20 protein-coding genes are annotated in these 24,883 nt (G+C 36.7%); 3 read left to right on the plus strand and 17 right to left on the minus strand.

Annotated features, from left to right (window positions below; genetic code table 11):
• Positions 1-182: 182 nt before the first annotated feature.
• Positions 183-626: a carboxymuconolactone decarboxylase family protein gene (locus DFO72_RS27710; protein WP_113885591.1), complete on the minus strand. Its 444-nt coding sequence runs from the start codon at positions 624-626 to the stop codon at positions 183-185.
• Between the two features lie 1,135 nt (positions 627-1,761).
• Positions 1,762-2,199, minus strand: coding sequence for an OsmC family protein (locus tag DFO72_RS27715; protein ID WP_113885592.1), 438 nt, complete (start codon positions 2,197-2,199; stop codon positions 1,762-1,764).
• Positions 2,200-2,965: 766 nt separating this feature from the next.
• Here DFO72_RS27715 and DFO72_RS27720 point away from each other — a divergent pair.
• Entirely contained in the window at positions 2,966-3,445 is a 480-nt protein-coding gene (locus DFO72_RS27720) for a hypothetical protein (protein WP_243856300.1), read from the plus strand.
• Positions 3,446-4,125: 680 nt separating this feature from the next.
• Here the strand turns inward: DFO72_RS27720 and DFO72_RS27725 are convergent.
• From DFO72_RS27725 to DFO72_RS27785, 13 genes are all read right to left on the minus strand, one after another.
• Positions 4,126-5,241, minus strand: coding sequence for a GerAB/ArcD/ProY family transporter (locus DFO72_RS27725; RefSeq protein ID WP_113885594.1), 1,116 nt, complete (start codon positions 5,239-5,241; stop codon positions 4,126-4,128).
• Positions 5,242-5,255: 14 nt separating this feature from the next.
• Positions 5,256-6,350, minus strand: a complete 1,095-nt coding sequence (locus DFO72_RS27730) for a Ger(x)C family spore germination protein (protein WP_113885595.1) — start codon at positions 6,348-6,350, stop codon at positions 5,256-5,258.
• A complete protein-coding gene (locus DFO72_RS27735; RefSeq protein WP_113885596.1) occupies positions 6,347-7,783 on the minus strand; it encodes a spore germination protein in 1,437 nt (478 codons plus the stop codon). The genes DFO72_RS27730 and DFO72_RS27735 overlap by 4 nt, the downstream gene beginning before the upstream one ends.
• Before the next feature lie 35 nt (positions 7,784-7,818).
• On the minus strand, positions 7,819-8,772 hold the full coding sequence (locus DFO72_RS27740) for a DUF3231 family protein (RefSeq protein WP_113885597.1): 954 nt from the start codon (positions 8,770-8,772) through the stop codon (positions 7,819-7,821).
• A gap of 552 nt (positions 8,773-9,324) precedes the next feature.
• A complete protein-coding gene (gene pgmB / locus DFO72_RS27745; RefSeq protein ID WP_113885598.1) occupies positions 9,325-10,017 on the minus strand; it encodes a beta-phosphoglucomutase in 693 nt (230 codons plus the stop codon).
• Positions 10,014-12,275 carry a glycoside hydrolase family 65 protein gene (locus DFO72_RS27750; RefSeq protein WP_113885599.1) on the minus strand — a complete coding sequence of 754 codons (2,262 nt, stop codon included), beginning with the start codon at positions 12,273-12,275 and terminating at the stop codon, positions 10,014-10,016. The genes pgmB and DFO72_RS27750 overlap by 4 nt, the downstream gene beginning before the upstream one ends.
• Positions 12,272-13,309 (minus strand): Gfo/Idh/MocA family protein, encoded by a 1,038-nt coding sequence (locus tag DFO72_RS27755; RefSeq protein WP_113885600.1) that lies wholly within the window; start codon positions 13,307-13,309, stop codon positions 12,272-12,274. Before DFO72_RS27755 ends, DFO72_RS27750 begins: the two co-directional genes overlap by 4 nt.
• A 13-nt stretch (positions 13,310-13,322) precedes the next feature.
• Positions 13,323-14,117 carry a sugar phosphate isomerase/epimerase family protein gene (locus DFO72_RS27760; protein ID WP_113885601.1) on the minus strand — a complete coding sequence of 265 codons (795 nt, stop codon included), beginning with the start codon at positions 14,115-14,117 and terminating at the stop codon, positions 13,323-13,325.
• Between the two features lie 17 nt (positions 14,118-14,134).
• Complete coding sequence (locus DFO72_RS27765; protein WP_113885602.1) at positions 14,135-15,193, minus strand: zinc-dependent alcohol dehydrogenase; 1,059 nt, start codon at positions 15,191-15,193, stop codon at positions 14,135-14,137.
• A 40-nt stretch (positions 15,194-15,233) separates the two neighbouring features.
• Positions 15,234-16,082 (minus strand): carbohydrate ABC transporter permease, encoded by an 849-nt coding sequence (locus tag DFO72_RS27770; protein WP_395858214.1) that lies wholly within the window; start codon positions 16,080-16,082, stop codon positions 15,234-15,236.
• A 5-nt stretch (positions 16,083-16,087) separates the two neighbouring features.
• On the minus strand, positions 16,088-16,957 hold the full coding sequence (locus DFO72_RS27775) for a carbohydrate ABC transporter permease (RefSeq protein ID WP_113885604.1): 870 nt from the start codon (positions 16,955-16,957) through the stop codon (positions 16,088-16,090).
• 100 nt (positions 16,958-17,057) lie between these two features.
• A complete protein-coding gene (locus tag DFO72_RS27780; RefSeq protein ID WP_113885605.1) occupies positions 17,058-18,356 on the minus strand; it encodes an ABC transporter substrate-binding protein in 1,299 nt (432 codons plus the stop codon).
• A 12-nt stretch (positions 18,357-18,368) separates the two neighbouring features.
• Positions 18,369-20,054 carry an alpha-amylase family glycosyl hydrolase gene (locus DFO72_RS27785; RefSeq protein WP_113885606.1) on the minus strand — a complete coding sequence of 562 codons (1,686 nt, stop codon included), beginning with the start codon at positions 20,052-20,054 and terminating at the stop codon, positions 18,369-18,371.
• A gap of 351 nt (positions 20,055-20,405) precedes the next feature.
• Here DFO72_RS27785 and DFO72_RS27790 point away from each other — a divergent pair, with 351 nt between their 5' ends.
• Together DFO72_RS27790 and DFO72_RS27795 are read left to right on the plus strand one after the other, a co-directional pair.
• Positions 20,406-21,422, plus strand: a complete 1,017-nt coding sequence (locus DFO72_RS27790) for a LacI family DNA-binding transcriptional regulator (RefSeq protein ID WP_113885607.1) — start codon at positions 20,406-20,408, stop codon at positions 21,420-21,422.
• A 1,842-nt stretch (positions 21,423-23,264) separates the two neighbouring features.
• Positions 23,265-23,471: a helix-turn-helix domain-containing protein gene (locus DFO72_RS27795; protein ID WP_113885609.1), complete on the plus strand. Its 207-nt coding sequence runs from the start codon at positions 23,265-23,267 to the stop codon at positions 23,469-23,471.
• 36 nt (positions 23,472-23,507) lie between these two features.
• Here DFO72_RS27795 and DFO72_RS27800 read toward each other — a convergent pair whose 3' ends face one another.
• Entirely contained in the window at positions 23,508-23,867 is a 360-nt protein-coding gene (locus DFO72_RS27800) for a CotD family spore coat protein (RefSeq protein WP_113885610.1), read from the minus strand.
• 707 nt (positions 23,868-24,574) lie between these two features.
• Entirely contained in the window at positions 24,575-24,841 is a 267-nt protein-coding gene (locus DFO72_RS30810; protein WP_395858215.1) for a GerAB/ArcD/ProY family transporter, read from the minus strand.
• Between the last annotated feature and the right edge of the window lie 42 nt (positions 24,842-24,883).

Consider the following 24,883-nt stretch of genomic DNA (forward strand, 5'->3'; position numbering starts at 1 on the left):
ACTAGCCTGAGCACTTTTTAGTCCTGCTAAAGTTGTCTTAACGTCATTAATAACTGTCATATTAGATTCCTTCTTTCTTTTAATTGAATAACTTAATTTGTAAATCATACTTACGAATAGTTTGATTAATGAGCTCAAAGCGCTCGGAAGCCAGCGATGGCTATGTGGGTCGCTTAGAGTTCTTATTTTTCAATTTCGGTTTGCCCCATTGCAATAGCGATTCTATTCCAAGTGTTAATTTGATTAATAATTAGAACAAGGTCAACATACTGTTTTTCGTCATAGTGGTTACGCACCCGTTGATAAAGCTGATCTGGCACTCGTTTTGTCGGGATTAAGGTTACGTGCTCTGTCAACTCTAAAGCTACTTTTTCTGCTTCTGAGTAAAATTCACACTCTTCCCAAGCACTAATACAATATACTCTTTCTTCTGATTCACCCATTTTCATGGCATCTGTTGTGTGCATATACATACAAAGTGGACAGCCGTTAATTTGAGAAGCACGAAGTCTAATAAGTTCACGAAGTTTACGATCTATACCTGTAGAAACCGTATACTTGTCCAGTTTCCCAATGATGTCAAATGCGTCAGGTGCTACATTGTAATAATCAATTCTTTGTGGCAATTTTTTAACCTCCCAAAAAGTTTATTCAAACCAATTCAATAAATTATTGAGTTGAATTCAGAGCTTATGCCCTTCTTTAAACTAAATTCGATATCGACCTAAAACTTGCTAAAATAATTCTAAAAGTTACGCTTGAACATCTTAAGGTGCATTTGTAACCATTTCAATCTCCTTAATGAAATTCTCTTTTAGTAACTTCGTTTCACCTCCTGAATTTTGTATTGGTACTTTAATTAACCCAATATAAATATTTTTTTGGATTGTTCACTCCATTTTTAGAGGATGATTATCCACCACATATGATTACCGAGATTCAAAATTATTATTCCCTTTTTGTATTAAGATAGGAAGAAGTGAATCCCCAGGATGTATCCTCATGTATATAGAATTCAGGGCATTATGATTCATGATGGGATCGGATGCTTCATAGCTTGTCGCTTTCAATCTACTTGCCCCGAAAGCATCTAGAATATCCGGATCTTCAACAATCGCTAGAAAGGCGTCTTTTAATGTTTAATCGTTTCTTCAATTTACTTGACAGATTTACTGAATAACAGCGGTAAAGCTTCATTTAAGGCTCGCTTATAACTAAAGCATCAGTGAAAAGATAGTTATGAGCATTAAGAATTTTCTCATGTGCACTTCCCTGTTTTTGTTTTGTAGGAAAAGGTAAAAAAGGACTCTGTTCTAGTCCTTTTTTAGCTCACATTAGCCCTTCCAGGATTCTGTTCTGTAACAGCTCCAATGATGGAGATTCTACTCCTTTTTCCTTGAGGTCTTTAAGGAGCAATTCATCTTCTGTTTTAGGAACGGTATTAAAAGTCCTTCTGAAGTTATGGGATCACAAAGAATCACTTGGTCCACAACATCAGTATTTTCTTTTTGAATACGGTCTGATAGCCATTTTATGATTTTTTTGGAGCCTCAGGAATAATATTCTTTACAGCGTGCTCTCTTGTTTTTGGAAGGATCGAAACGGCTTTCCTTTCAATGGTAATTTCTGTGCCTTTTCCTTCTGCTATCTCCATTGCATGGCCTAGAAGGCTAAAACCAGTATTGTTTGTGTATGCATGACTTAGCAGTTATCCATAACTTCAGTTTCGTCTTTATTCAACACAGCCATGACTTGATATTTTTATTTCTTTTTGTTCCAAATCGACTTAATGCTTACCTTTTTAGAATTAATAATATTTAAGATAGGACATCTCAATGTAGTCATTTTTTTGAGTTCTTGAATTTTATCTTCCGATTCAGTTGTATCCAATTCTGCATATATAATTATGTAACGAAATGTGGGATTTAAATTCCCCCCCTTATACCCCATAGGATCGATTTGTCCCTCTATAATAAATTCGATATTGTTTAGACAAAAATTTATTTCTTCAGCAATCATATTGGCGATTATAGTTTCACTTGCAGCTAAAGCACCAAGAAAGGTATTAAGCGGGTTGGTCCCTTTTTCTTTTCCTTCAAGTGTATTTGGCTCGTCAATACGATATTGGTGATTTTCGGTTAGTACAAAAATTGATTTTTTTTCTGTTATTGAACTTGCTTTATATGCCACTAATGTCATTTGAATTCCTCCAACAACTGAATATTTATTTACCACTTTTTATTATTTGTACAATACTTTCCCTCATACACTAAGGTATCAACTCCTACTTTGTTTATATTTTCCAAATTATCCAGAATCTTTACATTCACATTTGAAATGCTTATAGCCATTTTGTTCTATAAATGTTTAATATTTCAAATCTTATCACGTTTTAAAACATAATCATGATTATCGAAGACTGACCTGACTTGAAAACACAATATATATTAAACAAACACTTAATGGAGATTGGTTATAAGTTTTTTTATGTACGACCAGCAGTGGAGCAAACTATAGGGTGTAATTCCAAGCCATGAAGGCAGTGGTGTTTGTAGAGATGTGGAAATATGAAGGAAACGAGCGGCAAACACGGTCAGAGGAACACGAACTTCATATAGAGCTAGGTACCATTGGATGAGTTTGCACAATCGAAACAAAATCCATACTACAGAAGGTGCAGAAAGATGGAGGGAAAGAGGCTGTACTCATACCCAGGGAGGTCTGATTGAACGTCAAGTACACTTTTAAGCCTATCTAACCATAGATAGCTGATTCAAGGTGAATAAATTAATATAATCAGTAGCAGTAGTTATATACTCATATGCTTCTATCCGGCAGCCAGTATAGCTCAAAGCCATTTTCATATACCATTGAATTGCAAAAGTAATACAGCTAACTTAAGGGAACATCTTATTGGTTTGACATATTACTTTTTTGACCGGGGAAAAATAAAGGAAAAAAATCAATGGGAAAGTTGGTACTTATGAATGATGATAAATTAGAGAAATTACTTTGGAGCATTGCTATTCCGGGTTTCGGGCAGCTATTAAACGGAAAGGTTATAAAGGGTACAATTCTTATCATATTAGAATTTTTAATTAATACTAATTCTAATCTAAACAGCTTAATCATGTTAAGTTTCAACGGGAGAATTAACGAAGCTATCCAAGTTACAGACTTTCAATGGCTTTTGTTTTATCCATGTGTATATGTATTTGCAATGTGTGATGCAGTAAAAGAGGCTCAAGGTGATAATCCACCTTACTTTTATCTCCCCTTCGTCAGTGGGGCATACCTGGGTACATTAGGAATTTTTTACTCTAAAACGTTAACTTTTTTTGGAATATTACTAGGTCCAGTATTTTTAGGAATTGCTTTTTTTGTTTTTGGGATAATGTTAGGTAACTTCTGTAAATATCTAATAACTTCAAGAGAAAAGCTATAGTTTATATTCAGCCAAATAAATTTTTAAAAGCCTGTTATGTAAGTCGAACATGCAGGACAGCCTTTATTTTTTCTTCTCCGAAGCTGGACAATCACTTCTGTTATTGGTAGATTGGCTGTGATTATAGGGCCTTCTTTCATAATTCTACTGTTGAATTAAATTTGACTTTCTAACAATTTTGATCATTTTCAATACCCATTCCTGTTGTGAGATGGTGGCTCTTCATCCGCTATTTCCAATCCGCAATTTTTAATAAACTGAAGGGCACTGAAGTGTTCTGCTATATATGTGAATCGCTAAATCACCAGGTTTTAAAGCACTGGGATTACACGATCATAACCTAATCCAGCACCCTTCTGATCCATAATTAAATAATGAAAAGTCGGTAATTTCTATCTAGATATAAACTTCGTGGAATTACTCCAATCCAAATTGCTTTGGCTTGCTACTGCTTCCTAATCTCCTTTAAGAAAAGATTGTATCTGCAAATGGTTTAAAAATTGAAATCATAAGATTTGTTATGGAAAAATTGTGTATTTCATGAATTAAAAAAATAATAAATGAAATTATTAGAATTGATCCGTTCACCACCAAATATTTTTTTTTGTCATTCTTTTTTAAGGGTCTGATTTCTATAACCGTCATGATGATACAAATGAGAATAAACATTGAAAATATAATCACGGTGTAAACTCCTTACTGTCCTTGCTAATTCGTTTCCTTCTAATAAACAAAGTTAGACACATGATAAGAGGAATTGTGAATTCATAAGAAAACAATGAAAGAATTGGATATATTTTTCCGAGATAAAATGTCAATTCTACTGTATTATTAGTTGAATAATAAGCAATTACAAAGGTTAAAAATGCTAGGGGAATTATAATCGGTTCATATTTGTTTAAATGTAGTAATTGTTTTAATGCTAAAACTGTACAAAAATACCAAAAGGACATTTTCAAAGTAACTCCAGCTACCCATGAAAACATTATCATAACGTCCAACCTTCTCCAAATTAAATCTATCTCAATTAACTTTGCTACACTATAAACCGGAATAAGTAAATCTTTAGCCTCCAACCCTAGGATTCCTAAAGTAAACATAGTAATGAGTGTATGATCAATCCCGACTACAATTAAAGTCATTAAAATTGTTGTTTTAATATTTTTCTTATTACCAGAAGTAAGGTATGGGAATATCATAGTAATTAGAATAACCTGGCCCATCCAACTAATGGGAGATAGGGATCCCTTAAGTACAGGAAACAACCCTTCTGAGAGTAATGGTTTTAACGGGACATTTAACAATGGAACTCCGGTAATGATGATAACTAAAAATGTGGTAATTAATAATAGCATAACTAATACATTTGTCCTTGCTAAAGCATTCATCCCCACTTTGGTAATGTATACAACAATCAAAAAAAACACAATAAAGAATATTAAAGGTGATGTTTCTGGCAGAAAAATATACCCTGTAATCGAACATCCCTGTTTAATAACTGTACTCAGAGAAAGTATACAGTAAATCACAAAACCGAAACCAAAAATATTTCCTATTATTTTACCGAATAATTTTTCAAAAATAATTATTAGGTTGTCTTGAGGGAAATTATTATATAAATAAAAAACCATCATTCCTACAATTAACGCCATTATTGTGCCTACAATTTGTGAAATCCAGCCATCTACTCCAGCAACTTCTACTACTGTACCAGGAATGATTAGTAAGCTTGTACCTAATATCTGAATAAAAATTATCGAAGCTAATTGGAGGTAGTTAATTTCAGCAATTTTCATCGAATTCACCCCTACTAATTCACTGCACCTGTTTGGACGATTTTTGTATTAATTTTAAGTTTGATGTCGGCGTTTTTATAAACGGTTTCATATTCACCTTCTATTTCTTTCCACTTTTTTGGATGATTTAGATATAGTAGATTTCCAAATCCGAAATAATCAATTTCTACATTTTGTTGTGAATGTTCTATTGTTTTTTTTGCTAATTCTTTTATTTTTTTGTTAAGTGCTTTTTCTAATTTTTTGATTGTATCAGTATCACTGATATTCCTCATACAATGGCTTTCAGCCAGAAATGCCTCAAATTCCAATGATAGACGAATTTCAAAAATGCCAAGATCATTTACATAAGCATTCGTTTTTTTGTGTATGTTGGTTAAATTAAATGTAATTTGCCTGTTTTCTTTATCTAGACAATTCATCGTAACAGATGAATATTTATTTTTTAGTTTTAAAAAACCTAAACCTCTTGCTTCATCTCCTTTAATAGTGGTTATATATTTATCTTTATCAAATATTGAGAAACCATCTATACGCGGGTTTTCTCCATCTAAAAAGATATGTGTAATTGTTAGGAATGGCTTTTTGAAAAATAAATTTTGATATACTTTATGTAAAGTGCTTACCTCACCAAGTCCTTTACGCGCTGAAGCCTGTCTGGCAATCAATTTTAGTGTTTGTCCTGATAATTGTTGTTTTTGTAAATTATACAAAATCTTTCTTGGGCTTTCTGTAATCGCAACTAGCGTATCTTGTCTCATTTCAGGATTTCTTCTAAAAAAATCCAATTGACTACGAATCCCTTCTTTAGCTAATTCCTCACTTAAAAGAATTACAAAGTTATGTGACCAATATGGTTTTCTAGGTAAAAATTCGTTCAAATTATTATTTGCTTCATAAATAGATAGTCCATCTACCTCTTTTGTTATTGGTAATGGTTCTTGGTCTTTTTTAGGCATTAAATATTGAATTATTATTTTATATTCATTATCCGGCATCTTTTCTAACCCTACAGCTGAAATCAATGAAAGTTTATCCACTTCTTCACTATTAGTACATGAGCTTAGTAATAGTACGAGTATGATTGCAATAACTCCTAATGATTTCATTTAAATTCACCCTCTGTGTATTTTTTATTATTTTTCATGTGTGAGGGTCTTACAAAATAAAACATTTCTTTAAAACTAGAATATGAAAGCTCAAGATAAGGTACACCAAATGAACTCAAAGATGTTATGTGAATAAATATGGCAATTATTGCAATCATTAACCCGAATAAACCTAGAAATGAGGTAATTATCATTAATCCAAATCTCAAAATCCGTAAAGGAATAGCAAAACTATACCTAGGAATGGCAAATGAAGCAATACCTGTTAACGCGACGACAATTACCATTGCAGGTGAAGCAATACCTGCCTGAATTGCTGCATCCCCAATAACTAGCCCTCCAACAATAGAAACTGCAGATCCTACAGGCATTGGGAGCCGTATGCCAGCCTCTCTTAATAATTCAAAGAACACTTCCATCAACAAAGCTTCGAAGAAAGCAGAAAATGGCGTTCCTTCTTTTTGCGTTGCAATTGCTAAAGCTAATTCAGTAGGAAGCATTTCCAAGTGAAATGTAGTTACACCGATATAAAACGACGGTAATAATAAAGCAATCAAAAATGCAAAAACGCGTACTACTCTGAGTGCTGCTCCAAGCCAATATCTTTCATAATAATCTTCCGAAGCCTGAAGAAACATTTTTAAGGTAGATGGCAAAATTAGAGCATGCGGACTTCCATCTACGATAATTGCAATTCTCCCCTCCATTACATCAGATACTAGTTTGTCGGGTCTTTCAGTATGAACTATTTGAGGGAACAGTGAGAATGGATGCTCCTCTAACCTTCTTTCAATTGACCCAGATTCATGTGTGCTTTCAATATCAATTTTATCAATGCGGGTTAGTACCTTTTGAAGTGTATCTAGTGGTACCTTATTTTCCATGTATATTACAGCAGTAAATGTTTTTGATTCGGTTCCAATTTTCTTTAATCTCACCTTTAAGTTTGCATTAGGTAATTTAGACCTTATCAAAGCAATATTCGTCCTAATTACTTCTACAAATCCCTCTCTTGGTCCCCTAATTACAACTTCAGACTGAGGTTCACCAACTTGTCGAAAATCTTTCTGAGAATAACATACTAAACCTGCTTTATTACTATTCGGAAACAAAATTATACAGAATCCGTAAAATAGGTATGTAATTATTTCCTGTACATCATCTAAAAAAAATATTGATGTTGTTGGAAATACATCTTTTAAAATAGATTTGTCAATCTTTTCGTTTTTTTTAGGATAATTTTGAATGATTTTCTCAAATAATGTCTCGAATACCATCAGTTCATCAATCATATTCTCACAGTACAAAAAAATTATTTCATTATCTTTTTTTTTATATGGATTTAATATCCTAAACTCTACATCCTCACAATGGTTAAGCCTTTGTTGAAAAAATTTATAGTTCTCCTCCAGAGAAGTGCTGAGTTTTTCCATTTATTTCACCTTCTTCTCTTTAATCCTAATCATTGCTAATTTGTCCATTTTGCCACTGGAGGCTCATTTAACCAGTCTTTTTTAACTAGCAGCTTAAAAACATCTTTAGAAAAGTCCTCAACATCTTTAATCAATTTTTTCAAGGTTTTTATATGTTCCTTTTTATAGCTAGAGGTCACAGCACTTTGTAAATTATTAATACCAATTGGATTTAAAAACATTATTAAATTTGCTACTAATCGATCCGTTAAAGGTGCCTCATTTGAAGGAAACACTAAAGACTCTAATCCAGTTGAAACAATTACGCCATTTTGTTTAAAAAGATTAGATAAGACTGATACCTGATTGAATGCAAGTTTTTTCCCCTTTATTAGTATTTGCTTGGTGTTCATATCACTAACAGTTTCTGAGAATGCTGTACATATTGCTAAACCAACATTATTACATTGCAAAGAACTTGCCATATGAGATAATTCAACAGTGTTTAGTGGTCTTCTCTGTGTTGAAGCTACTTTTAATAAATTGTCTCTATCTTCTGCTTCTGTAAAAGCAAATGATTTATTCTGTAGTAGCGCCTTATTTTGTAATAATTCGAATAATAATAAGTCAACTCTTGACAGTTTATTTATAATGTCCAAATAAAAAACTTTCACTTTATAATCTGTAAGTTCCGAATATTGGATTGCCAACTCGCGTAATCCATTCCCCGATATGTGTTTTAATATTTCAATCATTAGTTGATCAGAAAAAACTCTAGAATTAATATGCAGTATATCTTCTTCATTAAAGAAATGAATACTGTTGTATTTGGTTTCAGAAAGAAATCGTTCTGCTTCTTTCTCTTGGTACAAAGACAACGAAAAAATCTCTTTTAAAATTTTTTTCAAATCTTCGTCTTCTGCAGTTGCTTGATAATATTTCAAAAGTACATTCACCATATTTGAACTTGATTGTAGGTACCATAAGAAACCTAGTTCGTTTACGTTCATTATTTCTTTTCCCCTTAACATTTAGTTTCAATTAGATTGTGAATTAATCTTGAAATTATTCATGTACTCTTACTTGTCCATTTTCTGTTTATGCCTTTTGAGAAGGTCAACCAGACAATTTCATACATTTTCAATATTTATATTTCTATAGGGCTACAAATGAAAGGGATCAGGTTATCGAAGAATTCCATAGAAAATTTATTGTCTTATTTGCACCGTATTACCTTATTAAAGATAGGTTCAAGATTTTTAGTTGATCGAGTGATACGGGGATACAATCAGTGGCGGTATCAATTGGTTAAAAAAATGACCCCGGAGCAATACCGGGGTCATTTTTTACTGTCAGTAGATTGGTGGGGTAAGTTCAATAGTCAGTATAGTATGTTTTCTTTCCTCTGACTAATATAAGGGAATCATATTAGTTTTGTTATAGAGTTAATGCAATTTTTATGCTATTTACATTGCCAGATCAATATATGAATCCTGTTAATAGAGGTTTTTTGACTAAGCATTAACTGTAAACAGCATTTCAAATGAAAGTTTCTGCTCTAATTAATATGAATTTTTATTTTCTAAACACCAGTTTTGAAAGGCCTCTTTGATTTCATTCCAATTAAGATCTTCAGTAGCATTCACTAGGTAATCAGCCTTTTTCAATGTGCTCCCGACTCCAACGGCATACATGCCTGCAGTTTTAATGGCACTGACTCCAGCTTCAGCATCCTCAATGCCTATGGATCTATTCGGGATGGCAGCAAGCCCCTTGCATGCGGTTAAAAAAATCTCGGGATCGGGCTTGGATTTGCTGATCTTGGAAGCATCAGCACAGAAATCAAAAACACTTTCCAAGTCCAGTGCTTTTAAAACGGTTCCTGCATTCATGGAAACGGATGCAAGTCCGATGGAGAGCCCATCCGCTTTAATACCCGAGATCAGGTCACGGATACCCGGCAAAATGTCTTTAGGCGTCAGCTTCTTTAAAAACTCACAATAATGCTCATTCTTTTTGGAAGCCATTGCTTCTTTTTCGCTTAAAGTAAAGTCCTCCTGACGATTTCCCTCCTGCAGGATCAGCTCCAGGGAATCCATTCGGCTTACCCCTTTAAGACGCTCGTTAAATTCTTTATCTATATGGATACCCATTTCCTCGGCCAACTGCTTCCATGCCAGAAAGTGATAATGAGCTGTATCCGTAATAACTCCATCCAAATCAAAAATGACGGCATCGATGCTATTATTATTCATTCTTGAACCTCACATTCCGAGAAGCAATCTTTAAATTTCACTTCTATTTTATTTTTTAATCTATGTTTCTTGTTTTTTATTTTCATCTCTACTTCAGGTCCCGAAAGTTTAATAATTTCCGCCTGCTCGTGGGTCAGCCTAATCTCCAGCCGGCTTCCCTTGTAGACCAAAGGAAAAACGATTTCTGACCAATTTTCAGGCAATTTGGGATCTATCGATAACATGTCCTCGTCCATTTGTGCGTTCGCAAATCCAAAAATAGCAGCAAGCCAAATAGCACCAAGAGAGGCACCATGAATCCCTTCATCCGAGGAATGCGGGTTAGGACCTAAATCGATTAAGCAGGCTTCCTGGAAAAAGCGGTACGCTGTTTCCAGGAAGCCGCAGCGGGCTGCAACAATTGCATGTATGGCTTTGCTTAAGGAAGAATCGTGAATGGTTCGCTCCTCATAGTAATGAAGGTTTTTTTCCACAATATCCTTTGAAAATAGATTTGGAAACAGATACAAAAGCATAACGACATCTGCCTGTTTTAAGATTTGCATCTCATTTACTTCCTGTCGGGAATAATCCAGTAATATCCCCTGGCTGCCCTGATTTTCCTTATAAATCGAGAGATCAATCTCCGGTTTTCCCAGAAACGTATCATCCTGCGGAATGACCAAATTCTTGTTTGGCTTCGGTAAATATAGCCTTTCTAAAAAGTCTTTTCCGCGAACCGACAGCCATTCATCATATTCCCCAAACCAATCCATGTAAAAGAGTGCCTGTTTGACATTATAATAGGCCAAATAATTCGTATACGCATTGTTATCAATATGTTCCGTATACTCATCGGGTCCGATTACATCTTTTAGAGAAAGCATCCCATGATCTTCAACGGCACGGCTGATCCAAAACCGGGCAGTATCTTTAAGGAGAGCCAGCCCTTCTTTTTTCATAAAAACTTCATCATTTGTATTTTGGAAGTACTGTACTGCCGCATAGGCGATGTCTGCTACGATATGGTGCTCTGCTATTGCTGAAGCAACTTTTTGCCGTTTACCGGTTTTTATATTAATGGCCGCATACTCGGGTGTCTCTTCATATCCCGAAAAGGCACTTTCCCAAGGAAACAACGCTCCCGCATATCCTGTTTGTTCAGCCTTTTCCTTCGCTTGCTGAAGATGAAGATAGCGATAGCGAAGCAGTTTCCTTGCCGTCTCCGGTTCTGTAAATAGGTGGAATGGCAAAATAAACATTTCTGTATCCCAAAATACATGCCCTTTATAGCCTTCCCCTGTTAATCCCTTCGCCCCAACACTAAGACGCTCATCATGAGCAGGGGTCATGATTTCAACATGATATAGCGCAAAATCCATTGCTGTTTGGTCGAATTCATGAGCTGATGAAATCTTCACACGCTTTTGGTTCCAAAATTGCTTCCATTTGCCTGCTGTTTTGTTCAGTAGAACCTGATACCCATATTGAACAGATTCATCCAAAGCATTCCGGGCTGAATGTTCAGGATCATCCCCTTCAAGTACCTGATCCAATGATGTATAGATGCTTCCAATCTTCTCCAACACAAATGGCTCGTTAATCTTTATTTCTTTTTTGATTGATGACATTAACTCCCTATTTTTCGAAGAAAATGAAATCACGCTTCCTTCAGGCAGTATGTTTTGTGCCGCCAAGGTAATCAAATGCCCAGATTCCGTAGTTTTATAGACACCCTGCATGATTTTCTCATTAAATACCCGGACACTTTCTTCTATTAAATGCTGCCGGCCGAAGTTAGTCTGCTGTGCACTAATGCCTGAAACAATTTTCAAGCTTGCGTTTTTATCCAGGCTGGTTATTGTCACTTTAGAGGCAATAATATGAAGGTGATGCTTGGCCGCGAAACGCTGAAAAACCAGCTGAAAGCGGGCGCCAGCTTTGTTTTTCCAGAGGATTTCCCTTACCAGCTCGCCCGTTTCCAGATTCAATCTTTGTTCAAATCCCAAAACTTCCCCTGTTAATAGAGAGAAGATTTCGCCGTCCATTTCGATTTTCATTGCCAGCACATCCGGCAGATTTACCAAATCGGACGATTCATTGGCTGTGGCTTTATTATAAATGCCTGCAACATATAGACCGCGCGTCTGCCCTGCATAATCTTCTTCATGTGCAGCCCTAAGGCCCAAATAACCGTTGCCTTGAGCCATTACACTGGCAAATTTGTTCAAAGAACGCAAATCAAATTTATTATTTTCAATCATCATTTCTCTATTCATAAGGATACACTTTCACCTTTTTCAGCAGATTGGTAGAGCGCTTCGACTAATTGTTGGATGATATATCCCTGTTTTCCATCTGCCAGCATGACATCTTCCCCCAGGCATTTATCAATAAATGCAGCCATGCCTTTTTCCTGGCGATCCGGGTCAGCCTTCTCTTGCTTCAATAAAGTTACAAGTCCGCCTTTTTCATCGGTATAAATATGGGCAGGCAGCAGGGTGGCGCCAGCCTGATCTCCGTAAAATTCTACATTCATAATCGAGGTTTCCTTCATATTTAAAGCAAAGGATGTTTCAAGCTGAAGAAGCCTTCCTCCTTCAAGCTCAATGAACCCAAAAAGGGAATCCTCCACTTCGAATTTATTCGGATCCCATTCCCCAAATGAACCTTCGGATTTTTTGGTGCCGATTTTTTGGAACATCTTCGCTGTCACCTTTTCTATTTTCGGAAAACCAAGGACATACAGAGCAGCATCCAGCATATGTACTCCTATGTCAATAAGAGGTCCGCCGCCTTGTAAAGTCTTATCCGTAAAATTGCCCCAGCCGGGTACACCACTTCTGCGCAATGCACTAGCTTTAACTGCATACACATCTCCAAGAATACCTTCAGCTACCTTTTCCCTGAGGATTTGAACATCATCTGCAAAGCGATGATGAAAGTTATAAGCAAGAACACGTTTATTTTGAATTGCTTCTTCCTGCATTTTCCTGGCTTCATCAGCAGAAATCGCAGGAGGCTTTTCACACAGTACATGACAGCCAGCTTCCAGGGCTTGCATTACATATTTGAAGTGAAATTTATTGGGAGTGCAGACACTGACGATATCAGGATTGACTGCTGTAAACATTTCGGCAGCATCCGTATAATAATGGGAAATGCCATTACGCTCAGCAAAACTTCTGGCACGATCAGCGCTGGGGCTTACAACTGCAGCGATTTCAAGCTCTTCACGTTTGCGGTAGTATGAAGCATGTACCTTCTCGGCAATTTGTCCCCCGCCAATAATTGCCACTCTTTTTTTTTCCACTGTGAAGCTCCTCTCATGTCAAAGATGATCTCAGGTGATGAAGTGATTTTTTGTATTCTTCTTCAGGGTGCTCGCCTCTTACCCTGCATTCAATTGTCAGGAAATCTTCATAGCCTTCTTCTTTTAATTGACTGAAATATTTCTTAAAATCAAGTGAACCGCTTCCTGGCTGAAATCGGTGATTATCAGCAAGATGAATATGCCCAATCAGCTCCCGGTTTTTATGCAGTGCTTCTGAAATGTCATCTTCCTCGATGTTCATATGATAAAAATCCGCCATGATTTTCACGTTTTTAAGCTGATTTTTTTCAATATAAAGCCTGGCATCTGCCAGTGTATTAATCATATGATCCTGGTAGCGATTTAACGGCTCCAGGAAGATAAGAGTTCCGGTTTCCTCGGCTGCTTTGTCCAGGAATTTCAAAGAGTCACTGACTGCCTGCCAATCCCCCTCCTCACTTCTTGGAGAGACATGGGGAGGGAGCCGGTAAGTGAACATCCCCCACGCTGCCGGGACGACAATTCCCTTTCCGCCGATTTCCTGTAGAGCCTCCAGTATTTTCTTTATATCTGCCAGGCCGTTTTGCCGGCGCTCTTCGATGAAATCGCCGATCCAGCCGCTATATCCTCCACAGGCTGTTGTTACAGGAATACCCGTTTCGACAATGGCTTCTTTAACCTCTTCAAGATGGTCAACAAGCAATTTACCGTCAATCTCGAAGCCATCAAAGCCTATTTCCTTTATATAATGCAGCTTATCCTTTATATTCTCCGGAAAGAATGGCTGATTCTGCGTTCCAATCTTCATAGAGGTACCTCCTCAGACTATTTTTTATAATAAATTCCCATCTTGATGCTAAGCTCAGGCCGCTGATCAACAAAGTGCATATATGCTTCAGCACTTTCTGAGAATGGCACAACCGGATCGATAATGTCTTCACAATTCAGGTACCCATTCATTAACAACTCCCAGCAAGTGTCCTCAATCCTCTTTCTATTCCATCGCGGATAGTCAGGGTTTGGTTCGCTTGCTGCACGGGAGAATACGATTTTTGCATTATTAAAATGGGCTTCGCGTCCGAAATTCAGACCCTCCGGAAACGCTTTTCCAAAAGCAACATAGGAGATTGTTCCACCATATGCAATGCCTCTGAGAGCAGCCTGAAGAGCAGCAGAATTCCCGCTTGTTTCGATGATGGAGTCGGCCCCCAGTTTTTTTGTTAATTTTTTTACTTCCAGCCCTACATCACACGCAGTCGGATCAAAGCAAACATCTGCCCCATTTTTAAGGGCGATTTCGCAGCGATTTTCAAGCGGATCCACTCCGACTACAATACTTGCACCCGCTTTTTTCGCAAGCTGAATCGCAATCTGGCCTATCGCTCCCAATCCGACAACTACTACATAGTCACCAGCTCGGACATTTGCATCACGCACACCGCTCATGGCAAACTGGGCTGGATCATAGCATACAGCATTCTGCCACTTTCCGCCCTCAGGCATTTTCCGCAGGCGGTGGTTACCAATCGCGTTTACTACAACGGTTTCCATAATAGGCCCATAGGTGCACACGGTTTCTCCTTCTTTGTAATCAGTCACTTCACTTCCAGCTTCAATAATTTTTCCGACTACCATATTTCCCAGCTGGAATTCCCCAAATACGATCCCGGGTGCAGATCCTTCTTCACGAGGAAGGAACATCCTCCATTCTTCTGAGAAATTTTCATCCATAAAAGGAGTCAATCCTCGAAAATCGATTACCTCTGTACCATGCTTTGGGGAGGCATACTCCACTTCGATTTTTACTTCATTCGGTTTTATTTCCTGATTTTCATATTCTATCAATGCAGCTTCCATTGGTTTTACTGCAACTAGTTTTTTCATATTCCTTTAACATCCTCTCAATATTTAATAGAAACTGTTATTAACCTTTAACGCCGCCCTCAGTCGCTCCGCCTTTAATAAGATGTTCGGAAATAGCATACATAATGACAACTGGCAGAGCAGTAACAAGAGAGGCAGCCATCATTCTTCCCCATATATAATCCGGTGTGCTGAATAAAGCATTCAACCCGATTGGCAAGGTGAAGTTTGCAGAATCCGATAAGAAGATGGATGCAAATAAATAGTCATTCCATGCCACCATAAAGGAATAAACAAAAACCGATATAATTCCAGATATAGAGAGAGGAATAATGATGTAGAAAATAATCTGCACTCTGTTTAACCCGTCAATCATTGCTGCCTCCTCAAGATCATCCGGAATCGTATCAAAATAACTTTTAAGCATGAAAATGGCTGTTGGCAGGGTTTGCACGATCATGGTTATTATCAGCGCCGTCCTGGTATCGTATAGACCAAGGCCAGAAATAATTTTAAATAAAGGCACAACCAGAAGAATTCCCGAAAACATGTAAACGGTGTAAAAACTTGCATTAATAGTCGTTCTTCCCATAAATTTCAGCTTGGAAAGTGCATAAGCCCCTAAAATTCCAATAACAACCGCAAGAATTGCTGCCGTAAGTGCAACTGTTAAACTATTTCGAAAATAAGTGATATACGGAAAAATATCAGGATTGAAGATATCTACATAATGCTGAAATGTCCAATCCTTGGGAAAGAATGTAGGACTTGTCGATACTGCCTCTTTAGAACTTTTCAAGGAGGTCATAAGCATGATGAAAAACGGAAATAAAGAAACAGTGAGAAGGCTCAAGAGACCAACATAAAAAGCCGCTTTCCTTGCATTTTTATTTTTTTTGCTGGTTGCCATAGCCATTAGAACTTCACCCTCTTTCTTGATAGCACGATAACAATGGAAAGAATAATAAAGAGAATAACCGAAATGGATGCAGCCTTGCCCAAATCATTAAACGCAAATGCTGTTTCATACAAATAAATGCCCAGGATATCTACTTTATTTGTTAACAAATAAACATCTGTGAACATATAGAACAGCCAAATGGAACGCAGAGTTATGACTGTCACAAGCACAGGCATGATGGCAGGAAGAGTTACAATTTTAAACTTCTGCCAAGTGGATGCCCCATCTATTTCAGCGGCTTCATATAAAGTGGTATCTATTGTTTGCAGGATTGCCAATAACGATATAAAAGCATATGGGAAGTATCTCCAGATCGCAAACAGAACAACGAGGATGAAGCTGCTGATCGGATTATCAAACCATAACGGAGCATGGTCAAACAGATGAAAAACGTCTTCACCCAAAAAGTTAATAATGCCATATCCGTTATTAAACATGTATTTCCATGCGAAAACTAAAGATATAGATGGTGTCACATAGGATAGAATGATTAAAGAGCGGGCAATTTTTCTGAACCTAAATGGCCTATTAAAGAAAATAGCAACAGCTAAACCAAACGCTGTGCTTCCAGCAACGGCAAGAAAAGTATATAAAAATGTAAGCCCCAGTGATTTAAAAAATTCACCGTCTTTTAAAATATCAATATAGTTTCCAAATCCAACAAAAGTTGCTGGTAATAGCGGATTCACCGGCTGTTCAAAAAAGCTGATTTGAATGTTGGAGATCATGGGATAGGCAACGAGCAATAAGATTAAAAACATACTTGGAAAAAGCAATATCATCGCAAGTTTCAGATCTGATTTCTCTTTTTTTAGTATTTTCATGGTATCCCCCTGAAGCTTTACTTTTAGAGTTGCCCAGGCAACAAAATTTAAAAAGCAGAGGGTAATTACCCATTTGGTAATTCCCCCCTTGTGTTGTTATCTAATTAATAACATCTTTTATTGCTTCCTCAGTATTTTGCAGTTCTTTATCAATATCCTTGCCGCCAACTGTAATGTTGTTGATTAATTTAGGAAATTCACCTGAACTCGTTATATCCCCCATTTTAAGGAAGTTTTTGCCGTCAACCAGGCCAAACACCTGAATTTCATTAAAAGAAGCAGCAATTTCAGTTGAGAGTTCACCGAAAGATTTTACAATCTCATTTGCTTGATAGTCTACATTTTCCGTAACTAATTCATTTACGGGCTGAGCACCTCCTGGGGACATAAGCACCCATTCAGTCATATTTTCCGGCTTGGCCAGGAATTCTGTGAATTTCTGCGCAGCCTCTTTTTCCGTATCCTCAAGTCCTGAAGAAATAGTTAGAGCCGACACTGTACCAAAAACAGCCTTAGATTTTTGCTCAGGAATAGCAAATCCAATATTATCTGTATTCCCATTTTCAAATACAGATGGAAGAATATATGTGGAATAAAGTGCCATTGGTACGGTACCATTCATAAATGAGTCTTTAACTTCAGTGGTATCATTTGATCCCGGCATTGTATATTGAGCCAATTCCTTGTAATAGGCCAATGCTTCCTTCATTTCAGGAGTATTGACATTAAGATTGCCCTTTTCATCAAGCACATTAGCATTGTTTGAAAGTGCAAACTGTGAAAATCCCTGCTCTGAAAAACCGCCCTCTACAGTAGGCAATGCAATTCCATATTTCTTATTGGCTTCATCTGTAAAGGCTTTCGCAATGGCCATAACATCATCCCAATTTTTCGGTTCATCAAAGCCCTTCTCTGCAAGCATGTCCTTTTTATACCAAATACCTTGAACCCAACCGCTGATCGGAACACCGGTATATTGCTTGCCATCTTCTGTTTTGACTAGTTTTAGAGCTCCGTCATAAAAATTCCCTTCCCCCGTCGCTTCAAGTGATTCCTTTACTGCTTCTTTATCGATTAGCTGATCTTTGTCCATTACTTTTGCATAGTCCTGTCCCACCTCAAGCACTTCAGGAAGTTTTCCTGCACTTGCTAAAGTAACAATTTTCGTATTATAGGAATCTTCCTCAACTGGAACCTGTTTGATTTTAATATCCGGATTTTCCTTTTCAAACTTTTCTACTAGCTTATTAATAACCGCTAGTCTCTCCTGTTCAACGGAAGAGTGCATAAATTCAATCGTCGTTGTTCCATCCGCACCCTGTTTTTCTCCTCCTCCGCATGCTGTCAAACCAGCCGCCAACATTAATGTACCAACAATGGTTAAACCTTTTTTTATCATTTTCTTTCCCCCCTAGTAGATTGGCTTCAGCCACAGAAATTGATATGGTTTTAATTTGAGAGAGCCTCTATTAACTACCTTTTCCCCAGTGACAACATCGATAAATCTTCCGCTTACTTCACACTCTGCAGTCTCATTGGTGAGATTATTAATGACGAAAAGGCTTTCATTTTGATCATTAAAACGTTTAAAGGCGAATATCTTATCACCGAAATCCAAAACCTTCATTGCAGCATTTGGATGAAAAAGTGACTCTTCTTTCCGAGTTTGAATAATCTTGGTCATTTCAGTAAAGATCATATTCCTCAATGAACTCTTACTGGTTAACTCTTCAGCGATATCACTAAAGTTATATTTTTGGCGGTTTATTGATCGATTCATGCCTGTCTTTTCGACTCCAGCATAATCATTCCTCGATCCAAGCATACTTTGTATATACACTGCCGGAACTCCTGGAAGCGTAAGCAGGATCGAGTGTGCGGCCATAAACCTCTTTACACGGATTTCATCTTGATCAACTTTCTTATTCAATGCATCCAAGTATGTCACATTGATTTCGTAAGGGCTTTCACTTCCGTCCGGATTTTTCTTATATGAAACAAGTGCACCCTCATTTTTTAGGCTCTCAATCATTTCAAGTATTTCTTCTTCCGGTATTATTCCGCGGATTGGGTTTACCCCAATCCCATCATGAGATGCAAGGAAGTTAAAGAACGTAGTGTTTTTGCCCGCAGGCTGCAGTTTGCTTGCCCAGTTGGTAAGAGCACTGGTACTTCCTTTGTGAATGGAGTAAAGGACTAGCGGCGGAAGCGGGAACTGATAAACCATATGGGCTTCATCATTTCCATTTCCAAAATAGGACACATTATCTGTATGAGGGACATTGGTTTCTGTAATGATGACCGTTCCTTTTGCAACCTCATATGTAACATCTCGAAAAAGCTTCACAATTTCATGTGTTTTTTCATGATGAATACAGGAAGTTCCAATCTCTTTCCACATGAATCCGATAGCATCCAGTCTTATATATTCTGCCCCTTGTTCAATGTAAAATAGCAGCACATCAATCATTTTCAAAAGCACTTCGGGATTACTAAAATTCAAATCAATCTGGTCCTCACTGAAAGTAGTCCAAATATGCTTTTCTTCGCCATTTGCTAAAGTAAATTTTGTCAGCAAGGGCAGGGCTCTTGGTCTTGTAACTGCACTTAAATCAGTTTCTGGGTTCATTTCAATAAAGAAATTTTCATAATCTGGACTGCCCTTAAGATATTCCTGAAACCATTCACTTTCAGCGGATATATGATTACATACATCATCAAACATAATCCTCGCTGAACCAGTCAGGTTTTTAATGTTCTGCCAATCTCCAAGCTCAGGTTTTACTTTTTTATAATCAATGACAGAGAAGCCATCATCGGATGAGTAAGGATAAAAAGGCAGTATATGGACAATCTCAAACTTATCTGCTAGATGTTTGTCAAACATAGTTTTGAACGTATCCAGGGTTGGCTTCCCTTTTTCCTGGAACTGATCACCATAGGTAATCAGAACAACATCTTTCTCATCCCATCTTTGTTTTCGCGGTTTAAGCGTTTTCTCTTTAGTTCTGTTAATTCGCTCAACAATCGCCTTACTTAATCCATCAATATCCCGATCATTATAAATATACGAAAGTCTTTCTTTTAATTTTTCCATAAACTCCTCCTTGTGGTACCGCTCCCAATTTTCTTTAAAAAAATCATTAGCAATGTTCCAAACTGAAAGAATGAATAATAATAAAGATATGGTACCGCTCCCATAAAAGTTAATTTGTTTTGACTGGTACCGCTCCCACGATTAAAATATAATATAATTAATACTTTTCTGTCAATCTTGTATCTAACATAACAATTCTGGACGTAATTAATTTTTTATTGCTGAAAATTGTATTGGTTCATATAATTTACCTGTATCGCTCCCATAACAATATTCCCAAAATCTTGATAAGTAATTGTAAAGTTACACAACTATTGTAAAAATTAAAAACCTAAAAAGGAGGAGAGGTTTTTGGGTCACACAATCTATGATATTGCCCGAATGGCGAATGTCTCTAAATCAACTGTATCTCGTGTCTTAAATAACCAAAGCAATATTTCTGCCGAAGCCAGAGAGCGTGTTTTGAAAGCGATTGAAGAACTAAATTATCAGCCTAGCAAATTAGCCCGGGCTCTTTCCTCCGGCTTCGATGCAATTATGGTGGTGTCCCGGTCTGCAAAAACGACTGCGAATAATCCATTTTTCTCAGAAATACTTCATACTATTTCTAAAAATGCAGAAGCACATAATTTTGATGTCATATTACAGACATCTCAAAACGGAAAAGATGAGCTGGAAAAATGCATCAAAAAAATTAAAGAAAAGATGATTAAGGGAATTATTATGCTAAGCTCCCCTGCCAATGAAGATTTCTTTAGGCAATTAGATATCTTTAACCTGCCAATTGTTGTGATTGGTAAGGTTGAGGGAAAATACAAAAATATATTCTCTGTAGATACCAATAACTATCAGGATAGCTATGATCTCACAAAGTATTTAATCGAATTAGGTCACAGGAATATCGCATGTCTACACTCCCCTCTTGATTATCATGTTTCTATTGACCGTCTGCAGGGTTATAAAGATTGCATGGCCCAATACGGAGTGACGGTACAAAAAAAATGGGTTATAGATAGCGGCTATACAGTAGAAAGCGCATATGAATCTGCAAAAGGGCTGTTAAAAACCAAACACCTACCGACAGCTGTACTGGCAACAGACGATTTAAAAGTAATGAGCATTTACAAAGCTGCAGCAGAATGTATGGTTTCTATTCCTAATGACCTATCCATTGCAGGCTATAGCAATACAAGCTTTACGCCTTTCTTGTCCCCATCTTTGACAAGTATCGAGATACCGGTAAAAAAACTTGGAGATGCGGGCACAAGACTTCTGTTTGCAAAAATTAAAGAAAATAAAATATTGGCTTCCCGGACAATCATTCCTACCGCTAAAATTATTCAAAACTCTGCTATACGTTTAAATTAATACCCTTACATTATGATGCCTTATATTTTATTTGTCCTAATTTCGGGAGATCATTTAGTTTGAGAGTTCAAGCCTAGTACTCAGTATTTATTTGAATTAATTGAGATGTTAGAGGTGTAAAGAGTAGATTTAACAGAGAATCATCCAAGCAGCCCTTCATATTTACGGTAATAGTTGCTGTTATATCCGATAACTCGTATGCAACATCTTAAGAAATTGAGTTGTCTGAGAAAGAAGGAAGGTTTAAAGGACTGTTAAAAAAGTTTAAAAAAAGCCCGCAATAAAAGGTAATATGACTGTAAATCAAATTATATTTATTAATACAGGTGGTCTGGCAAGGTAAAGGAAATAATATCGTAAAGACTATATATCTAAATGAAAAGTTCCAATGTTCCACAAACGGGCACTTTAATAGGGAAAAGAAAAAGCCTAATTGCTCTTAAAATGCTGACAAATTAGGCTTTTTAAATTGACATCTCTTTTCCATTGTGAATCTTCATTTAACATATCTCGTAAAGAAATAATCAATTATTATTGCTTATTCATTGTTGGCTTGTAAACAATGTATTCATCTTGTCAATGGAGCTAACAGCCTGATTCTAAACCCTTTGGCCAACACTTGAGAGAAACGGACCCAGAATATTACACCTTTTTAAACCTGCCCCATCATAGAGATATAAAAAGGGAGTTACCATTAGCACCCCCATATAAAATTATTCAACGTTTTAGAAAAACGTACCCTCTAATGCTGAAATTATCTTAAGTTTAACGACAATAACAATTTCATCGGATTTGTCTTGTTTTTAAAAGTTTTAGAATCCATTTGTCGATATCCGAAAGTGAACTTTCAGTCTACACAAAAATCGTTAACGTTAATGATACCCTCATTTACAAAACAGAGTTTACCTATTTCAATGGATTAAAAATAAACTTATGGGTAAATATCGCTAGTAGATGTAATCCAATCTATGAGCAAATGACTATAAAAACGCCCTACACGTAGTATAAAATATTTTTTCGAAGATGCTTGTAAGAAAAGCGCGAAAATTATAAAAGGCAATGGAGTCTACATAGTTTGAAAATAATATCGACTAATGAATTGAAAGAAAAGATAAAAAATAAATCTATTAACACTATTTGCGAAGTTACTGAAAAACCCTTTCAAAATGTAGGCAAATCAAGACTCAACCAGACATTCGATATGCGCGTTGATTGCAAAAACAGACATCACTGTAGACGAATTAATTTACGGAGAGAAAAAGAAGAAATTGCATAATTAAAGGTGTTATTAAAGATGTAAAAGCAGGATTTCATGGACAACATTTTTCTTTGGTGGATGGGGTGTAATGTTTAGAGGCCAGTGGGGCGAAATTGATAAATCGTTTTTCAAAACCCAATAACTTTGTTTTCCGAGGTATTACTCAATGATGGACTTCAAAAAAACTGTACTAGGGTATTTTGAAAAAGGATATGCTCCTGCATCCAAATCCCCATGACGATAATCATGGATGAAAATGCATGGTAAGAAGGTAAGGAAATGAAAAGCCATACTGGCGACGGATTTCAATGGATTTCAATGTATTTTAATGATTCTTAATGTAACTTCTAAAAGAAAGTCTAGAATGTAAAGGAGTGATATCAATACATTTTTTCACCTGGAATGAGAAAAATGATATCAACGACATTGTATAAGAAATTCAGCCTGGTGCCACCAGAAGATAGTTTTTTACGAGTCGGTTGCCGAAAAAGATGAAAAATTGTAATTAAAGTGCTAAGGCATAAAAGACCGTCTAGAGATTAAAGATTTTGTTTAGGCAACCAAAATAACGATTGGGTGAGTATATGAACGGAAACTTAGGGATGAACTTAAAATTACTTAGACTAAAAAAAAGATTGAGACAAAAACATGTAGCTAAAGCTATAGGGGTTTCTCGAACTGCTATCAGTAATTATGAGCGAAATTCTAATGTTCCTAAGAAGAGTAAATTAGAAAAACTTGCTGAATTTTACGGAGTGTCAGTGGAGGATATTACTGAAGAAGATACTTAAAGCCCTACTTGTGTAAGAAGGGCTTTAGACATTTCTTTATCTTCCGTAAAAACATGGCCCTTGCTTAGGTACCATGTCCGTGCAAATTGACTCTCCCGCTACTCCTGTTCCTGGTCCCCCATATCCACATCCATTCCCAATACCCATTCCTGGGCTAAATGCTCCCGCTATGCCGGGACCTGGTCCAAGATTTATATTAGAAGTTGTCATTTGATTAACAGTTGAATGAGTATGAGGGTAGGAATACTGGTTCTCATAATTAATATGGTTAACATGAGTATGATGAGTAGGGTGAATGTGAGGAACCACGACATTTTGGAACGAATGAGTCACACAACATTTTGTAGGATGAACAATAGCAGGCATTACCTGCGATGGTCTTGGTCTGCAATGCATGTAAAGATCCCCTCTCTGAATTGGCTTTCTAGATTAACAACCTATGTCAGAAAGTGCAATCTCGTACTAATGAAATAACCTATTTTATAGGTACTAGTCATGAATAAAAAAAAATTAAGATGTGAAAAGTTACCTTATTTGTCCCAATAATATCCACTCTAGTCGGAAGGGCTTATTCTAGAATTTATTCTTGAAATGTAAGTCATATATACAAATAGCATCGGAAGTCGTTAAGACTTCAAGTGCTTCGAGCTTTTTTAGAAGTTCATTTTCCGTCTCGAGGAACTTGGTACAAGCCATAGCAGCACGAAACTTACCTTCTACCGATCGTTCACCAGCCTCCTCCTGATAACGGCTTGTTTAACTGGCATTTATTCAAACAGCAGCTATTCCTCATTTGAGCGGGGAATACATGACGCCATCGAAACAGACATTTCTATGGTTTGTCATATCTAGTGGCCTCCAGTTGAAAGCGTGCTTCCAAGAAGATTTCCACAGGAGGCAGACTAGGGAGAATCGCCTGTTATAGATCCCCTCTCGTCTTATCAATGGTTCGATTAAAAACTTAAAATAAGGAGCATTTATTTCAAAGTGACTATCTCACGGGTGACAGTTCAAAGAATACTCCATAGCCTTTTCCCTATTTGTGAATTTCACTAAACATGGCTGAATTATAAACCATTCCTTTAAGGTTGCATCTATTATTACTACGCCTTATTCCAATTTTTCTTTATTTGCGTGACGACGAACATTAACGGGATATATCCATAAATAAAATAAAGTCCGGCATCTAAATAAAACTCGGAAATCCATTGAAATATGTTAGGTTCCTTCACAAAATACTCTAATATCAGAATTCCGACCAAAAAAGCGAGCAAGCTCGCACGCGGTTTGATCTGAAACATGTTTTTCATTCCACGGCATGCCGCCCATAAGCTTAAAGATATGTTTGCTAATATTTTTATCAACCACATTGAAATGGCTAGATACTCTACTCTCTGTAACACAGGACCCTC

It is taken from the genome of Cytobacillus oceanisediminis (assembly GCF_004366035.1).
Lineage (GTDB): Bacteria > Bacillota > Bacilli > Bacillales > Cytobacillaceae > Cytobacillus > Cytobacillus oceanisediminis_C.

What these genes read in the sequence shown, in the direction of transcription:
- DFO72_RS27715 (WP_113885592.1), bottom strand. Translation starts at nt 2,199, where the DNA reads ATGACATTAGTGGCATATAAAGCAAGTTCAATAACAGAAAAAAAATCA.
- DFO72_RS27720 (WP_243856300.1), top strand. Translation starts at nt 2,966, where the DNA reads ATGGGAAAGTTGGTACTTATGAATGATGATAAATTAGAGAAATTACTT.
- DFO72_RS27725 (WP_113885594.1), bottom strand. Translation starts at nt 5,241, where the DNA reads ATGAAAATTGCTGAAATTAACTACCTCCAATTAGCTTCGATAATTTTT.
- DFO72_RS27730 (WP_113885595.1), bottom strand. Translation starts at nt 6,350, where the DNA reads ATGAAATCATTAGGAGTTATTGCAATCATACTCGTACTATTACTAAGC.
- DFO72_RS27735 (WP_113885596.1), bottom strand. Translation starts at nt 7,783, where the DNA reads ATGGAAAAACTCAGCACTTCTCTGGAGGAGAACTATAAATTTTTTCAA.
- DFO72_RS27740 (WP_113885597.1), bottom strand. Translation starts at nt 8,772, where the DNA reads ATGAACGTAAACGAACTAGGTTTCTTATGGTACCTACAATCAAGTTCA.
- pgmB (WP_113885598.1), bottom strand. Translation starts at nt 10,017, where the DNA reads ATGAATAATAATAGCATCGATGCCGTCATTTTTGATTTGGATGGAGTT.
- DFO72_RS27750 (WP_113885599.1), bottom strand. Translation starts at nt 12,275, where the DNA reads ATGAATAGAGAAATGATGATTGAAAATAATAAATTTGATTTGCGTTCT.
- DFO72_RS27760 (WP_113885601.1), bottom strand. Translation starts at nt 14,117, where the DNA reads ATGAAGATTGGAACGCAGAATCAGCCATTCTTTCCGGAGAATATAAAG.
- DFO72_RS27765 (WP_113885602.1), bottom strand. Translation starts at nt 15,193, where the DNA reads ATGAAAAAACTAGTTGCAGTAAAACCAATGGAAGCTGCATTGATAGAA.
- DFO72_RS27770 (WP_395858214.1), bottom strand. Translation starts at nt 16,082, where the DNA reads ATGGCAACCAGCAAAAAAAATAAAAATGCAAGGAAAGCGGCTTTTTAT.
- DFO72_RS27775 (WP_113885604.1), bottom strand. Translation starts at nt 16,957, where the DNA reads ATGAAAATACTAAAAAAAGAGAAATCAGATCTGAAACTTGCGATGATA.
- DFO72_RS27780 (WP_113885605.1), bottom strand. Translation starts at nt 18,356, where the DNA reads ATGATAAAAAAAGGTTTAACCATTGTTGGTACATTAATGTTGGCGGCT.
- DFO72_RS27785 (WP_113885606.1), bottom strand. Translation starts at nt 20,054, where the DNA reads ATGGAAAAATTAAAAGAAAGACTTTCGTATATTTATAATGATCGGGAT.
- DFO72_RS27795 (WP_113885609.1), top strand. Translation starts at nt 23,265, where the DNA reads ATGAACGGAAACTTAGGGATGAACTTAAAATTACTTAGACTAAAAAAA.
- DFO72_RS27800 (WP_113885610.1), bottom strand. Translation starts at nt 23,867, where the DNA reads ATGCATTGCAGACCAAGACCATCGCAGGTAATGCCTGCTATTGTTCAT.
- DFO72_RS30810 (WP_395858215.1), bottom strand. Translation starts at nt 24,841, where the DNA reads ATGTGGTTGATAAAAATATTAGCAAACATATCTTTAAGCTTATGGGCG.